16 protein-coding genes and 1 other annotated feature are annotated in these 16,045 nt (G+C 36.9%); of the genes, 15 read left to right on the forward strand and 1 reads right to left on the reverse strand.

What is annotated here, in order from left to right:
- The first annotated feature begins 207 nt into the window (after positions 1-207).
- The 15 genes from ftsZ (at position 208) to F823_RS0102790 (ending at position 15,382) form a co-directional block, all read left to right on the forward strand.
- Positions 208-1,362, forward strand: a complete 1,155-nt coding sequence (ftsZ, locus tag F823_RS0102720) for a cell division protein FtsZ (RefSeq protein ID WP_002843760.1) — start codon at positions 208-210, stop codon at positions 1,360-1,362.
- A gap of 152 nt (positions 1,363-1,514) precedes the next feature.
- Positions 1,515-1,994 (forward strand): transcriptional regulator NrdR, encoded by a 480-nt coding sequence (gene nrdR, locus F823_RS0102725; RefSeq protein WP_002843806.1) that lies wholly within the window; start codon positions 1,515-1,517, stop codon positions 1,992-1,994.
- Positions 1,978-2,790 (forward strand): peptidoglycan editing factor PgeF, encoded by an 813-nt coding sequence (gene pgeF, locus F823_RS0102730; RefSeq protein ID WP_002844811.1) that lies wholly within the window; start codon positions 1,978-1,980, stop codon positions 2,788-2,790. Before nrdR ends, pgeF begins: the two co-directional genes overlap by 17 nt.
- Positions 2,791-2,806: 16 nt before the next feature.
- Entirely contained in the window at positions 2,807-3,502 is a 696-nt protein-coding gene (locus F823_RS0102735; protein WP_002844813.1) for a response regulator, read from the forward strand.
- 61 nt (positions 3,503-3,563) lie between these two features.
- Positions 3,564-4,871, forward strand: coding sequence for a sensor histidine kinase (locus F823_RS0102740; protein WP_002844815.1), 1,308 nt, complete (start codon positions 3,564-3,566; stop codon positions 4,869-4,871).
- Positions 4,872-4,987: 116 nt separating this feature from the next.
- Positions 4,988-6,307 carry a ribosome biogenesis GTPase Der gene (der, locus tag F823_RS0102745; protein WP_002844817.1) on the forward strand — a complete coding sequence of 440 codons (1,320 nt, stop codon included), beginning with the start codon at positions 4,988-4,990 and terminating at the stop codon, positions 6,305-6,307.
- Positions 6,308-6,322: 15 nt separating this feature from the next.
- Positions 6,323-6,931 carry a glycerol-3-phosphate 1-O-acyltransferase PlsY gene (gene plsY, locus F823_RS0102750; protein ID WP_002844819.1) on the forward strand — a complete coding sequence of 203 codons (609 nt, stop codon included), beginning with the start codon at positions 6,323-6,325 and terminating at the stop codon, positions 6,929-6,931.
- A gap of 109 nt (positions 6,932-7,040) precedes the next feature.
- Complete coding sequence (locus F823_RS0102755; protein WP_002844821.1) at positions 7,041-8,051, forward strand: NAD(P)H-dependent glycerol-3-phosphate dehydrogenase; 1,011 nt, start codon at positions 7,041-7,043, stop codon at positions 8,049-8,051.
- 104 nt (positions 8,052-8,155) lie between these two features.
- The gene (locus F823_RS0102760; protein ID WP_019595354.1) at positions 8,156-8,857 is read left to right on the forward strand and encodes a YggS family pyridoxal phosphate-dependent enzyme; all 702 of its coding nucleotides are present in this window, start codon (positions 8,156-8,158) and stop codon (positions 8,855-8,857) included.
- 79 nt (positions 8,858-8,936) lie between these two features.
- Complete coding sequence (locus F823_RS0102765) at positions 8,937-9,437, forward strand: cell division protein SepF (protein ID WP_002843826.1); 501 nt, start codon at positions 8,937-8,939, stop codon at positions 9,435-9,437.
- Positions 9,438-9,446: 9 nt separating this feature from the next.
- The gene (locus F823_RS0102770) at positions 9,447-9,704 is read left to right on the forward strand and encodes a YggT family protein (RefSeq protein ID WP_002844826.1); all 258 of its coding nucleotides are present in this window, start codon (positions 9,447-9,449) and stop codon (positions 9,702-9,704) included.
- A gap of 8 nt (positions 9,705-9,712) precedes the next feature.
- Positions 9,713-10,495, forward strand: coding sequence for a YlmH family RNA-binding protein (locus F823_RS0102775; protein WP_002844828.1), 783 nt, complete (start codon positions 9,713-9,715; stop codon positions 10,493-10,495).
- Positions 10,496-10,582: 87 nt separating this feature from the next.
- A complete protein-coding gene (locus F823_RS0102780; RefSeq protein ID WP_002844830.1) occupies positions 10,583-11,230 on the forward strand; it encodes a DivIVA domain-containing protein in 648 nt (215 codons plus the stop codon).
- Positions 11,231-11,319: 89 nt separating this feature from the next.
- Positions 11,320-11,541, forward strand: a binding site (T-box leader).
- 93 nt (positions 11,542-11,634) lie between these two features.
- Positions 11,635-14,760 (forward strand): isoleucine--tRNA ligase, encoded by a 3,126-nt coding sequence (gene ileS / locus F823_RS0102785; protein WP_019595355.1) that lies wholly within the window; start codon positions 11,635-11,637, stop codon positions 14,758-14,760.
- 133 nt (positions 14,761-14,893) lie between these two features.
- A complete protein-coding gene (locus tag F823_RS0102790) occupies positions 14,894-15,382 on the forward strand; it encodes an N-acetyltransferase (RefSeq protein WP_019595356.1) in 489 nt (162 codons plus the stop codon).
- Positions 15,383-15,399: 17 nt separating this feature from the next.
- On the opposite strand, the gene F823_RS0102795 is transcribed toward F823_RS0102790, so the two are convergent.
- Positions 15,400-15,864: a low molecular weight protein-tyrosine-phosphatase gene (locus F823_RS0102795; protein WP_002843770.1), complete on the reverse strand. Its 465-nt coding sequence runs from the start codon at positions 15,862-15,864 to the stop codon at positions 15,400-15,402.
- Positions 15,865-16,045 lie beyond the last annotated feature (181 nt).

A 16,045-nucleotide genomic window follows, 5' to 3' on the forward strand; every position in this document is an offset into this window, starting at 1 on the left:
AAAACTTAAAAAAAATATTGCATTTATATACTAAAATGGGTTATCATAGAATAGACGGAATGTCTTTATATTTCAACTGAAAAGTTTAAATTCCCCAAATTCATAAGGATTAGGGTCAAAAACTTTTTACTTAGGAGAAATACTATTTATTAAATTGATAAGTTAAAATGAATTAGACATAATACATAAGCGAATGGGGGTTTACAAATGTTGAACTTTGTTGAAGAGCAGACTGGTGCTGCTAAAATTAAAGTTATCGGAGTAGGTGGCGGCGGTAATAATGCTGTCAACGTAATGATTAACTCTGGTGTTAGAGGAGTAGAATATGTAGCTGTAAATACAGATAAGCAGGCCCTAGAGTCATCTAAGGCTGATCATATATTACAGATAGGTGAAAAATTAACTAAGGGTTTGGGAGCTGGTGCTAATCCTGACAAGGGTAAGAAGGCAGCTGAAGAATCTGCAGATGAAATCAAGAAAGAATTAGAAGGAACAGACATGGTATTTATCACTGCTGGTATGGGTGGTGGTACAGGTACAGGTGCTGCTCCAGTAGTTGCCCAGATAGCCAAGAGTGTAGGAGCCTTAACAGTAGCGGTAGTTACTAAGCCATTCTCATTTGAAGGTAGGGTAAGGATGAACAAGGCTGAAGAAGGTATAGCAGAGCTAAGAAAGAATGTTGATACATTAATCACTATACCAAATGACAAGATTCTTCAGATAATAGAAAAGAGAACAAGTATTACAGATGCCCTTTCAAAGGCAGATGATATATTAAAGCAGGGTATCCAGTCTATATCAGGACTAATCTCAGAAGCAGCCCTAATCAACCTAGACTTCGCAGACGTTGAAGCCATCATGAAGGACCAGGGACTTGCTCATATGGGTATGGGTACAGCTTCAGGAGAAGACAGGGCTATTGCTGCAGCTAAGCAGGCTATTGAGTCTCCACTTCTTGAGACTACAATAGATGGAGCTAAGGGAGTTCTTATCAACGTTACAGGTGGTAAAGACCTTGGTCTACTTGAAGTCAGTGAAGCGACTGATATCATAAGACAGAAGTGCGATCCGGATGCAATGATTATATTCGGTGCTGCTACAAGAGAAGACTTTGGTGATGAAATAGTGATTACAGTTGTTGCTACCGGCCTACAGGACAATGCTGATGATTTATTTACATCTCCACAGCTTAGAAGACAGGCACAGCCAGTTACACCAAAGTATAACGAAATACCAAGGGCAACTGAACAGCCTAAGCCAGCACCAGCACCAGAAAAGACATTTACAAATAGTTTCGATGAGCCTGTAACTGCTGGTGATGATGATATGGTGATACCTACATTTTTAAGAAGAAAAAAATAATAAATAATATCTAAGAATAAAGGCTCAGCTTATAGTTGAGCCTATTTTTATAAAAACGACCCCTTATAAATATAACTTATAATTGAGGGTGCAGATACTTTGTATTTTTGAGGGACTAGTTAAAAATCACTAGTATCCAGAAGGGAGAAAATATGCTTTGTCCTTATTGTGAACATAAAGAGTCTAAAGTGCTAGACTCAAGGCACATAGACAGCGGTTCTATAAGACGTCGTCGTGAATGTGAAAAATGCAAGAAAAGATTTACAACATATGAAAAAATTGAAATGATACCTGTTATGGTGATCAAAAAGGATGGCAGAAGAGAGTCATTCGATAGAGATAAGATAAAATTTGGATTAATTAGGTCATGTGAAAAAAGACCTGTATCCGTTGCCACAATAGAGAACCTAGTGGATTCAATTGAGACTGAAATAAATAAGATGTTTCTTGATGAGATAGAGTCACAGAAGATAGGAGAAATGGTGATGGAGAGGCTAAAAGAAGTCGATGAGGTAGCCTATGTTAGGTTTGCATCTGTATATAGGCAGTTTAAGGACTTAAATACCTTTGTCAATGAGCTAGAAAATATCCTTAAGGAAAGAGGAGATAGGTTTGGTGGAGAAGACGAATAAAAAAGTGATTGATGTCGATAAAGTTAAGAGGCTCTTCTCAAACAATAAATTAGAAGAAGCCTTATTAAGTGATATAGACATTTGTGATAACTGCATAGTCCTAAAGAATAATAATTTTAGGTTGACCTATACACTTTCATCAATAGATGCCAAGTCTTCAGATGACATAGGTCAACTGGCTGACCAGGTCGGTATAAACAATTCTAGGATAGTATCTAACCATCAGATACATTCAAACCTTGTCAGAAAAATTGACGAAAGCACTAGAACTTATATCAAAGATGCAGATGCTATGACTAGCAATATTGAAGATACTGGTCTTATAATATATACGGCCGATTGTGTTCCTGTAGTATTGATAGACCCTATTAACAAGGCTGTAGCGGCTATTCATGCTGGATGGAGGGGTACTTATGGCTCCATAGTTGAAGAGTCAATTTCGATGATGGAAAAAGAATACAATACTGAACCGGGCGACCTACATGCCTATATAGGTCCCTTTATAGGACTAGGCAATTTTGAGGTAGGGGATGACCTATACTACAAGTTTGAAGAGTTTATGAAAGAAAAGTCTATATCTATGTCTGATTGGCAGACTGCATATGACAAGATAGGTTTTAGTTACCATCTAGATCTTGGTAGGATTAACGAACTTTTAATGCTTGCTTTGGGAGTCAAATCAGAAAATATAAACAAGCTGAATATATGTACTGTAGAAAATTCAGACCTATTTTATTCATATAGAGCTCATAACAAAACAGACAAGAGAATAGGTACAATTATAGAGATACTTTAATGCTAGGAGGGGAAATTTGGATAGAATATTAATAATAGATGATGAAGAACATATATTAGAACTTCTAGACTTTAACCTTAGCCTGGAGGGATATGAAGTTATAACCACTATGTCAAGTCTTGACGGTCTAGATATAATCAAGCAAGACAAGCCCGACCTAGTTTTACTAGACTGGATGTTGCCCAAGATGAGTGGTATAGAGCTTTTGAATATTATTAGAAGCGATGAAGACTATGACGACATAGCAGTTATAATGTTGACTGCCAAGAACATGGAAGAAGACAAATTAGAGGGGCTTACCATAGGGGCGGATGACTATGTGACCAAGCCCTTTAGTATCAAGGAGTTGTCTGCTAGGGTCAAGAATATCCTAAAGAGGTACAATAAGCAAGATTCTAACAACAAAACCAACAAGCTAGGTTCAAACAAGTTAAAAGCTGGAGATTTGATCTTGGAACTTGATAGGCATGAGGTATATTTGAGAGACAGGTTGATAGACCTAACTGTCAAGGAATATGGTATACTCAAGCTACTACTTGAGAACAAGGGTAGGGTAATATCCAGAGAACATATTCTTGAAAAGATATGGGGCTATGACTATTTTGGAGAGACTAGAACTGTGGATGTCCATATTCGTTATCTTAGAAAAAAACTAGGAGAAGATGAAAATTTTATCGACACTATCCGTGGGCTTGGCTACAAAATAAAATAAGTTTTTATGGGGTAGTAAACTAGATTTATTATCCTATTTTTATTGAAGTGAAAGGGAAAAAATGAAAACAACACTATACTTGATAGCTATCCTTTTAGTGGCTTCTTGGACTGCAATATTATTTATGTACAAGAATTTCATGGAGGTTAGGATGTTTACAAAGACCATGATGAAGTTTACAAATAGGGTTAGGAACAAGGATTTTAAGGCTAGGATGGATATACCAAAATCTAGGTACACCAATAGGCTGGCAAAGAACCTAAATAGGATGGCAAAGATGATAGATAGGTATTTCAATGAGGTTCAGAGTAAGAATGACCAGTTGGATGCTATCATCAAGTCTGTTACAAACGGAATACTTGTCGTGGACATAAACAAGAAGATATATCTTGCAAACAAAGAAGCAAAATTACTCTTAGGTTGTGATTCACAAGCTATTGTAGAGGGTGAATATGTAATCGACGTTATACGAGATGGGGGACTAAAGGACTTTTTGGTGTATAATATAGGTATAAACTACTCTATAACCAAGGAGTTAAAGGTTGAAGGAAACAGGATATATAGGGTCAAGATAGATCCAGTCAGAATGCAGGATATAGACAACCTGAGCATATCTACTGTTGTAAATATTGAAGATGTGACTGAGATGAGGAAGCTTGAAAATGTAAGACGAGACTTTGCAGCCAATGTGAGTCATGAATTAAAGACCCCTCTTACTTCCATACAGGGATTTGTTGAGACATTAAAGAGTAAGGATGAGGATATCAGCCCAGAGGTTAGAAAAAGATTTTTAGATATTATAGAGAATGAGTCTAGGAGGCTTACAATATTGATAAATGATATACTCTTGATATCGTCAATAGAGGGTCAAGTAGAGCTTACTAAAGAAGAGTTTTCTATTAGGGAAGTCAGTGAGTATGTCGGCGACCTATTAAATGAAAAGGCTGAGCGTTACTCAGTATCAGTTAATTTTGACTACTCAAATATAGACGACCTAATCTATACTCAAAAGGAGTACTTCAAGGACCTCTTGATAAACCTAGTGACCAATGGAATCAAGTACAATCAAAAGGGCGGCAAGGTAGAAATAAAGTATAGGCAAGATGCTACAAGGCTTGTGCTTGAAATAGAGGACAATGGGATAGGTATAGACAAGGATGACATAGATAGGATCTTTGAAAGGTTTTATAGGGTGTCTAGGTCTAGGTCTCAAAATATTGAGGGTACTGGGCTAGGACTGGCTATAGTCAAGCATATAGTCAGGTCATTGGATGCAAAGATTTTTGTAGAGTCTGAGCTGGGATTAGGCACCAAATTTACGATAGAGTTTGACCTTGTAAAAATAAGAAAAAGACAAGAGGAAGAATAAGTCAAGACAAAATTTTTGTTAAATATGGCTAATTTTAACATATTTGATTGAATATAATGTATAATAGTATATTGTGGTAAAGAGCGTATATTTATATAAGAAAAGGAAGTGAAAATATGGATAATAGACCGATAGTAGCAATAGTTGGTAGACCTAATGTTGGTAAGTCTACCTTATTCAATAAATTGACAGGAACGAAGATATCGATAGTAGAGGACACTCCAGGTGTCACAAGAGATAGAATATTTGGTGAAGTAGAGTGGTTAAACAAGTACTTTACAATAATAGACACTGGTGGTATAGAACCTGAATCCGATGATATAATCATATCTCAGATGAGAAACCAGGCTATGCTAGCAGTCGATATGGCCCATGTAATCCTATTTGTAGTAGATGGTAAGGGCGGTCTTACTGCTGCTGACAGGGAGGTTGCAGACATACTTAGAAAGACTAACAAGCCAGTATTACTAGTTGTCAACAAGATTGACTCTAAGAGCCAGTGGGACAATGTATATGACTTTTACGAGCTTGGACTTGATATGCCATTTGCTGTATCAGGAGCCAATGCAATAGGTCTTGGTGACTTACTAGATGAAATCGTAAAGAATTTTCCAGATGGTTTAAATACTGAATACGATGAAGATGTGATAAAGGTAGCCATAACTGGTAAGCCAAATGCAGGTAAATCTTCAATTTTAAATAATATCCTAGGTGAGGAGAGGGTAATAGTATCTCCAATAGCAGGAACTACAAGAGATGCCATAGACACATACTTTGAGCAGGGAGACAACAAGTTCCTCCTAATAGATACTGCAGGTATCAGGAGACGTTCAAAGGTATATGAAAATGTAGAGAGGTTCTCTGTAATCAGGTCTATGTCAGCTGTAGATAGGGCTGATGTAGTACTTATAGTAATAGATGCAACTGAGGGTGTTACTGAACAGGATACCAAGATAGCCGGTATTGCCCATGATGAAGGGAAGGCATGTATATTCGTAGTCAACAAGTGGGACCTAGTAGAAAAGGACAACAAGACTATGGGTAATTACAAGATGAGTATTAGGGAGAAGTTCCCATTCATGTCCTATGCACCTATAGTATTTGTTTCAGCTGTAACTAACCAGAGAATAGCAAAAATACTAGAGACTGTTGTATATGTATCATCCGAGCAGAATAAGAGGGTATCTACATCAGTTCTTAACCAGGTAATAGCAGAGGCTGTTATGCTTAACCAGCCACCGTCTGACAAGGGTAGAAGGCTAAAGATATACTACGGTACTCAGACAGGAGTAAAACCGCCTACATTTACCCTATTTATAAATGACAAGGAGCTTACTCACTTCTCATACACAAGATATATTGAGAATAGGATGAGAGAAAACTTTGGATATGAGGGTACTTCAATTAGAATTGATTATAAACAAAAAAGAAGATAGTTGGGGGAATTTACAATGCTAGTATATATTTTAATTGTTATTTTGTCTTATTTGCTAGGTAATATATCAAGTTCATATATTATTAGCAAGTATGTATTTGACAGTGATATAAGAACCAAGGGATCAAAAAATCCAGGCACTACAAATGCTCTTAGGGTATTTGGTTTTAAGGCAGGGCTCCTGACTTTTTTGGGTGACTATTTCAAGGGGACTATAGCTGTATTAATTGCCTACTTTATTGCTGGCTACTTTAGGGTAGACATTGATTTATGTAGGTATTTGGCAGCTCTTAGTGTGGTGATAGGTCATTGTTGGCCAGTATTTCTAAAATTTAGAGGTGGTAAGGGTGTTGCTACTACTTATGGAGCTATGCTTGCTATCTCACCCCTATCAACACTGTTTGCGATGCTGTTTTTTATAATACTAGTTTCGATTACTAGGTATGTATCAGTGGGCTCTATATTTGGAGTCCTATTATTTCCAATACTGATGTATATTAGGGCAGACCTATTGGGTGTATGGTTCTGTATACTATTCTTTATTTTGGTAATATATAGGCATAGGGAGAATATAAAAAGGCTGATTAGGGGAGAAGAAAATAAATTAAAACTCTCAAGAAAATAAATGATAGATTAGGAAAATAATTTAGGGTTGTAGATATTTTTATATATTAAGAGATATTTACAACCTTTTACATTAGAGATAGGAAAAAGTCCTAGAAAAGGAGGTAATTATGAGTAAAGTATGTATATTAGGTGCAGGAAGTTGGGGTTGTGCCCTAGCCATGGTTCTGGATAGCAATGGTTACGAAACCCTTCTATGGGCTAGGAGAAAGGACCAGGCTGACGAAATAAATGATAGGCACACTAATTCTAAATATTTGCCTGAGGTCGTTTTATCTGAAACTATTAAAGCAAGTTCTGATATAGAAATAGCTATAAAGGATTCAGAGATGATTGTTCTTGCCGTTCCATCACAAGAGGTGAGAAGGCTATGTATGTCTATAAAAGATATTGTAAATCCTGAACAGATTATTGTTAATGTAGCCAAGGGTATTGAGCATACAAGCGGTATGAGGATATCTCAAATAGTTGAAGAGACAATACCGGGGGCTAAGTACTGTATGCTTTCTGGTCCATCTCATGCTGAAGAGGTTGCTAGAAATATACCTACAGCACTTGTAGCTGCATCTAAAGATATAAACATATCTCAAAAGGTTCAAGACTATTTTATGAATAAGTTTATAAGAATATATACCAACTCAGACCTAATAGGGGTTGAGCTTGCAGGAGCATCAAAGAATATCATAGCTTTTGGGGCTGGTATCCTTGATGGTCTTGATTTTGGTGACAATTCAAAGGCTGCCATGATGACTAGGGGCCTTACTGAAATATCTAGGTTCGGAGTTAGTCTTGGAGCGGACTTATCAACTTTTTCTGGTCTATCTGGTATAGGAGACCTTATAGTTACCTGTACATCTATGCACTCTAGAAATAGGAGGGCTGGTATCTTGATAGGTCAAGGCTATAGTCTTGAAGAGACTCAGGAAAAAATCCAGATGGTGGTAGAAGGTATAGTTGCTACTGAAGCCATCTACAAAAAAGCCAAGGAATTGGACATAGAGATGCCGATCACAGAATGCATATATAAGGTCATAAAGGGTGAAATCGACCCTAAAAGTGGTGTTACTGACCTGATGACTAGGTCAAAGAAGCACGAAAACGAAACAATTTTTAAATTATAATAACAAATTTCAATTTAAACGGTACAAGACCTAGACTTTTTGATATAATATACTATATGTAATATTTTGCTCATTTTCATATGAGACTAAAGGAGGGTGGACTGATGGATAGTTTAAAAGACAATTTAGAAAGAGTAAGAGCCTCTATTAATCAAGTTGCGCTCTCATCTAATAGGGATCCAAAATCCATATTACTGCTAGGTGTAACTAAGACAGTTGATGTTGATGTAGTTGAATCTGCTATAGAATTGGGTGTCGAAGAAGTTGGGGAGAACAAACCCCAGGAACTAGCGAGAAAATACGATATTATCAAGGATAGGGTGAAGTGGCATCAAATAGGGTCACTCCAGACCAACAAGGTTAAATATATCATTGACAAGGTTGAACTTATACATTCTCTTGATAGGGTAAGGTTGGCTGATGAGATAAATCTCAGGGCTGACAAGATAGATAGGGATATAAAATGTCTTGTACAGGTCAATATGTCAGGCGAGGAATCAAAGCATGGCCTAAGACCTAGTGATGTTGAAGACTTTGTAAGGTACTGCTCCAGCAATTGTCCAAGGATTAGGATAGTTGGTATGATGACAATGGCAGCAGCTGATGCGGATGAAAAAGGTGTCAGAGCTTGTTTTAGGGGGCTAAGAGACCTATCTCAAAGCATAGATCGTTTAGGATTGGATAATGTGAAGATGAAAGAGTTATCAATGGGAATGAGTGGTGACTACAAGATTGCGATTGAAGAAGGTTCTACAATAGTAAGAGTGGGAACTAGCATATTTGGTAAAAGAGATTACAGCAAGTAAATATAAACTTTAAATTTAAGAAGAAAATAAAAATAAGAATCTAAATAAAATGTTGAATAGATGTTACAGGAGGTATATTATGGCAGGCTTAAAGGATAGAATGGGGAAGTTGAGAAACTGGATGGTAATAGACGAGGATAATTCAGAAGAAGAATACGATGCATATGAAGAGTATGAAGATGGATATGATGAATATGATGAATCTGAAGAAGAATTCGAAGATGGCAGTGAACAGGACTTTCCTTATAGTACAGGTATAGGAGCAAACAGGGTACCTGAATACAGCCATAACCAGATGAAGGTAGTTATTGTTGAACCTAAGGTATACGATGATGCTGCACTTATAGCAGACCACCTAAAGCTTAGAAAGACAGTAATAGTTAATTTAGAAAGTATGACTCAGCAGTCAATTAAAAAGTCTATTTTTGACTTTATGAATGGGGCTGTGTATGTGCTTGACGGAAGTATACAGAGAGTATCAAAGTCTATATTTATACTAGCGCCAAAGAATGTAGATGTTGATGCTAGCATAAAGAAAGAATTAGAGAGCAAGGCAATTTTCCCTTGGCAGAATAAGTAGGAGTAAGATATGGAAACAATTAAGATAGCTTTAGTTTACCTTATGGAGTTCATTTCTTGGGCTATTATCATCAAGGCTTTACTCTCTTGGTTTCCGGGTTCGATAGGATACAAGTTGTATGGATTTTTAGAAGATATAACATCTCCAGTTGAAGAACCTATTAGGAGGGTTATTTCTAGGTTTAATACAGGAACTATTGATTTTACACCATTAGTTGCTATATTGTTACTTGGATTTATAAAAAGAATGATATATATGTTCTTGTAGGTGCTAATATGGACAAGCTAAAGCTTACAAATCATATAAAGGATGAAGAACTAAAGGTAAAAATGTATAGAGTAATCGACTCATGTAATAGCGTTTTGAAGTCGCATTCAATAAGGACAACAGAGTTTTTAAATCCATATGAAGTTAAAAACGCTGTTGCTATATTGAATACTGAGCCGGACTTGAAGTACAAGTTAGAAGGTGGTTATGATGGGGCTATAAGGTCTGTGATGCTGATATCCCAATACTATTGTGACTTGAGTGAAGAATCAAGTATCAGGTGTTTTCAGGTTAGCGGCAACTTCAAATTCAAGTCTGTGTCTCATAGGGATTACCTAGGGTCAATTTTGGGGCTAGGAATCAAAAGAGAAAAGTTGGGAGACATCCTAGTACATGAAGATTATTGCCAGATAATAGTTAGTTCCGATATGGGGGACTATGTTCTATATAATCTTGAGAGGGTTGCTAGGAATAGGGTCACTGTAAAAGAGATAGGGATTAGTGATATTATTCCTGTAGAAGATGAATTCGATATAAAGAATATCAGTGTGGCATCATTAAGGCTTGATGGTATTATTGCAGGAGTATTTAACTTATCTAGGCAGGATGCATCTAAGTTTATAGGTGCTGAGTATGTAAGTGTCGATTATGAAAAAATAGACAATCCATCTAAACAAGTCGAAGAAAAATCGGTTATTTCCGTCAGAAAATGTGGAAAGTTTATCTTGGACGAGATTGGTGGTGTCAGCAAAAAAGGTAAAACCAGGCTAAAGATAAAGATATTTAAATAATTCTATACAGTGTATAGATAAGAAGACATAAATGGATCTATGTGTCTATCTTATGTGTATATTTTATAAAGATAGGGAGTGGGACTAATGATTACACCAGAAATAATAGAATCAAAAGAATTTAAAAAGGGATTTAGGGGCTATAATGAAGCTGAAGTTGATATATTTTTAGATGAGCTCAGAGATGATTTTGAAGCGACTCTAAAAGAAAATGAAGCTTTAAAGGAAAAGCTATCTATGTATAAGGACCAGGTTGGTAAGTATTCAAGCATTGAGGAAACTCTAAAAGAGACTCTTATAACAGCCCAGTCAGCTGCAGAAGATACTACAAATGCCGCTAACAAAAAAGCTAGAGTGATAGTTCAGGAAGCTGAATTACAGTCTAAGCAGATGATAGACAAGGCCAACAACAAGGTTGTAGAGATAAGAAATGAATACGAATCACTAGTAAAGGAATTTAAGGTATTCAGAAACAAGTTCAAATCACTTTTAGAAGATGAAATGAAGAATGTTGATGATATATTTAATGATGTTGAAACAGATAGAGAAAACTTTAATCAGGTAAATTCTCCAGTTGCATATGAAAATTCAGGCACAATGAGAATGTCTGTTTTAGAGGATGTACAGGAAGAAGAAGACAAGACTATATCTATGGCAGCAATAGATGAAGAGATAGTCACAGCAGAAGACCTAAAAGAAACAGGATCACCTGAAGATATATTTAATATAAAGTAATTTTCTGAAAATTTATTTTATTTTCTGCAAAAAAAGTATTGACCTTTTTTATGAAGTGCAATATAATGATTAACATAGTAATTGAAGAACATAATGCATTGATGAAGACAGTAGGACTAGAATAGTTTTTAGCGAGTCGGGTATGGTGGGAGCCGATAAATGATGTCTAGTTTGAAAATCACTTCTGAGCAGAAGGCTGAAAATGGAGTATATCCATTACTAGGTCGACCGTCTAGTCACGATATAGACTAATTGAGAGTCCAGGATTTTCCTGGGAACTTGGGTGGTAACGCGATTTTCTCGTCCCTTGCATATGCATAGGACGAGTTTTTTATTTGCAATTATACTATTACTCGTTACACCAAAAAAGAAATTAAGAGTATTAAAATATAAGGAGGAAGACTATGGAAAAGAAGAGTGTTTTTGAACCATTACTTGACTGCACTGTTGCAGAGGCAGAAGAAGTAACTCTTAAAAGATGGACAGAAGACAGGATACTTGACAAGGTACTAGAAAAGGGTAAAAATGATCCAACATATGTATTTTTTGAAGGACCACCAACAGCCAATGGTAACCCTGGTATCCACCACGTTATATCTAGAACATTAAAGGACTGGGTATGTCGTTACAAAACAATGAGTGGCTACAAGGTTCCTAGAAAGGCTGGTTGGGATACTCACGGTCTACCAGTTGAGCTACAGGTAGAAAAGCAGTTAGGCCTATCAGATAAGAAGGCTATAGAAGATTACGGTGTAGAAGATTTCTGTCAGAAGTGTAGAGACTCTGTATTCTCTTACGAAAGAGAATGGAGAAAGATGACAGAGAGAATGGCATATTCAGTTGACCTAGATGACCCATACATCACTCTAGACAACAATTATATAGAAACACTTTGGTGGATACTAGACAAGTTCAACAAGGAAGGACTACTATACGAGGGTCACAAGATCCTACCATACTGTCCTAGATGTGGAACAGGTCTTGCATCACACGAAGTTGCCCAGGGATACAAGGAAATCAAGTCAAACACACTTGTTGCCAAGTTTAAGAAGAAGGGTACAGAAAACGAGTACTTCCTAGCTTGGACAACAACTCCTTGGACTCTACCATCAAACGTAGCCCTTACTGTTAATGCAGAAGTAGACTATGTAAAAGTTCAGGTTGAAGATGAAGTATACTATCTTGCAAAAGACCTACTTGACAAGCATCTAGGAGATAAGGAATACACTGTTCTTGAAACTCTAAAGGGTAAAGACCTAGAATACCAGGAATACGAACAGTTGATGCCGTTCGTAAATGTAGAAGAAAAGGCGTTTTTCGTTACTTGTGGCGAATATGTAACTACAACTGATGGTACTGGTATAGTACACTCAGCACCAGCCTTTGGTGAAGACGACTACAATATGGGTAGAAAATACTCACTTCCATTTGTACAGCCTGTTGACTCAGAAGGTAAGTTCACTACAACTCCTTGGGAAGGTAAGTTTGTAATGGAAGAAGGCCTAGATGTTGAAATCATAAAGTGGCTTGCAGCAGAGAACAAACTATTCTCTAAGATAAAGGTAGAACACAACTATCCACACTGCTGGAGATGTGGTACACCTCTTGTATACTATGCCAACCCAGGCTGGTATATAGAAATGACTAAGTTAAAAGACAAGCTAATAGAAAATAACAACGGTGTAAACTGGTATCCAGAATTCGTCGGTCAGGGAAGATTTGGTAACTGGCTAGAAGAACTAAAGGACTGGGCTATATCAAGAACTAGATATTGGGGAACTCCACTGCCAGTATGGAAGTGTGAAGACTGTGGTTGCAAGACTACAGTAGGATCTAGACAGGAACTAGCTGAATTAGCTATTGAAGATGTTGATCCAGAAACAATAGAACTACACAGACCTTACATAGATGAAGTACACCTTAAGTGCCCAGATTGTGGCAAGCCAATGACTAGGGTTCCAGAAGTTATAGACTGTTGGTTTGACTCAGGAGCAATGCCTTTCGCTCAGTGGCATTATCCGTTTGAGCACAAGGAAGACTTTGACCAGTTATTCCCAGCTGACTATATCTGTGAGGGTATAGACCAGACTAGAGGATGGTTCTACTCATTACTTGCTGTATCTACATTCGTAACAGGCAAGGCTCCATATAAGAACGTCCTAGTAACTGACCTAGTCCTAGACAAGAACGGTAAGAAGATGTCCAAGTCAAAGGGTAACACAATCAACCCATTTGAAATGTTTGACAAGTACGGTGTAGATGCCCTAAGATGGTACCTACTATACGTATCACCACCATGGACACCAATCAGGTTTGACGAAGACGGCCTAAAGGAAATAGTATCTAAGTTTGTTGGTACCCTAAAGAACACATACACATTCTTTACACTATATGCCAACACAGATGGCATCCATCCAAACGACTTCTTTGTAGACTACAAGGATAGACCAGAACTAGACAGATGGATCCTATCTAAGTTCAACAACCTAAAGGCAGAAGTAGAAGAAAACCTTGAAATATTTGAAGTCAACAAGACTATAAGAAGAATGACTGAATTCCTAAATGATGACCTATCTAACTGGTACATCAGAAGGTCAAGAAGAAGATTCTGGGGAACAGAACTTACTCAGGACAAGAAGTCAGTATACAATACAACATACGAAGTCCTAACAGAATTCTGTAAGTTGATAGCTCCATTTGCACCATACCTATCAGAAGAAATGTATAGGAACTTGACTGGAGAATACTCAGTACACTGTGCTGATTACCCAAGAGCAAATAAGGACCTTATAGACCTTGACCTTGAAAAGAAGATGGACCTATCTAGAGACCTAGTAACACTTGGTAGAGCAGCTAGAGAAAACTCTAAGATCAAGGTAAGACAGCCAATAGCTGAAGTATTGATAGATGGTAAGTTTGAAGAGCTACTAGGAGACCTAGTTGAGTTAATCAAGGAAGAACTAAACGTTAAGAAGGTTCACTTTGTACAGGACCTAGGAGTATACATGAACTTCAATCTAAAGCCAAACTTCAAGGTACTTGGACCAAAGCTAGGAAAGAATGTAAACGAATTTGGTAAGGTATTAAGAGGTCTAGAGGCCCATGAAGTAGTAGCCAAGCTTGAAGCAGGTGAGTCAATGACAGTTGAAGTTGCAGGAGCAGATTTTGAATTTACTAAGGAAGAAGTCCTAGTTAATATAGAGTCTAAGCCAGGCTTTAACGTAGCTATGGAAAACAACCTATTCGCTATCCTTGATACAACTCTTACAGATGACCTAGTAAAGGAAGGTCTTGCAAGAGAGTTTATCTCTAAGGTACAGCAGATGAGAAAGGCAAGTGGATTTGAAGTTCTTGACAATATCAATATCTACTTTAATGGAGATGACGAGGTTGCAGGAGCAGTAGCAGACTTTGAGGACTATATCAAGTCTGAGACACTTTCAGTAGCTATATCTAGGGTTGAAGATGCAGACCTAGAAAACCAGAACCTAAATGACCACGAAACAGGTATGAAGGTTGAGAGAGTATAGTCTTTAAGAGTGTATGCCTTGACATAAGTTAATAATTTTGTCCCCTTAAATCATTGTATTTGAGGGGACTTTTTATTTGTTTTACATTATGATATAATAATGTTTAATATTAAAAATATGAGGGGGATAATCTATGATTACAAAAGCTACAATGGCAGACCTATCGAGTATAATGGATATTTATTCTTATGCAAGAGAATTTATGAAGACCAACTCAAATCCTCACCAGTGGGGAGATAATAGGCCCAGCAAGAAAAGGATAGTAGAAGATATAAGCAGTGGCAACTCCTATGTGATAATGGAAAATGAAAAGGTGTGTGGAGTCTTTGTATTTATAGTTGGAGAAGACCCTACCTACAAGGTGATTGAAGACGGAAGATGGCCTAATGAAGCAAAATATGGGACTATACACAGGATAGCCTCAAATGGTAAGGTCAAGGGAGTATTCAATAAGTGCATAGAGTATTGTAGTAGTAAATGTGATAATATAAGAATAGACACCCATAAGGATAATAAGATTATGATTAATCTAATAGAAAAAGCAGGTTTTGAGAGATGTGGTACAATCTATGTAGATGATGGTACACCTAGGATTGCCTACCAAAAGACAAATCCCAGGTAGATTTTTTCTTATTTATCCTACAATTCTCTTTTGATTTTTTCCATCAATATGTTGCAACATTCATGGATATCATCATAGGTATCATCAAAGTTACCTGTATACCAAGGGTCAGCTATATCCCTTGGATGATCTGTCAAATCCATAAACTTGATTACCTTTTCTGGGTCATAGCTACCGAATTCATCAACTATATAGTTCATATTGTTTTGGTCCATAGTGAATATATAGTCAAATTCCTCAAAGTCGGACTTCTTAAGTTTAGTTGAGTAGATACCCTCAGTAGATATTCCAAACTCAGCCAGCTTGTCCCTAGTAGCATAGTATACAGGTTCACCGATAGATTCATATGATGTTGCAGCTGAATCTATAAAGATCCTGTCAGACAGCCCTTCCTCCTTGACCATATGGCGAAATAAGGCCTCAGCCATAGTAGACCTACATATATTACCGTGACATACAAACATTATTTTGATTTTATTCATATTATTCTCCTTTTTTTATTTGCATCGTATTACAAGGGAGACCTAGAGTCTTTTGTAATATCTGAACCATTGTTTATATTTTTATCGGATATATCATTAAGGAATATTTTCCGTTTTCTATATTCTCAATTTATATTATACCTTAAATTTAACAACCTTACTACTATTTGCTTGATTTTAG

Origin of the sequence: Peptostreptococcus anaerobius VPI 4330 = DSM 2949 (assembly GCF_000381525.1) — a bacterium.
GTDB classification, from domain to species: domain Bacteria; phylum Bacillota; class Clostridia; order Peptostreptococcales; family Peptostreptococcaceae; genus Peptostreptococcus; species Peptostreptococcus anaerobius.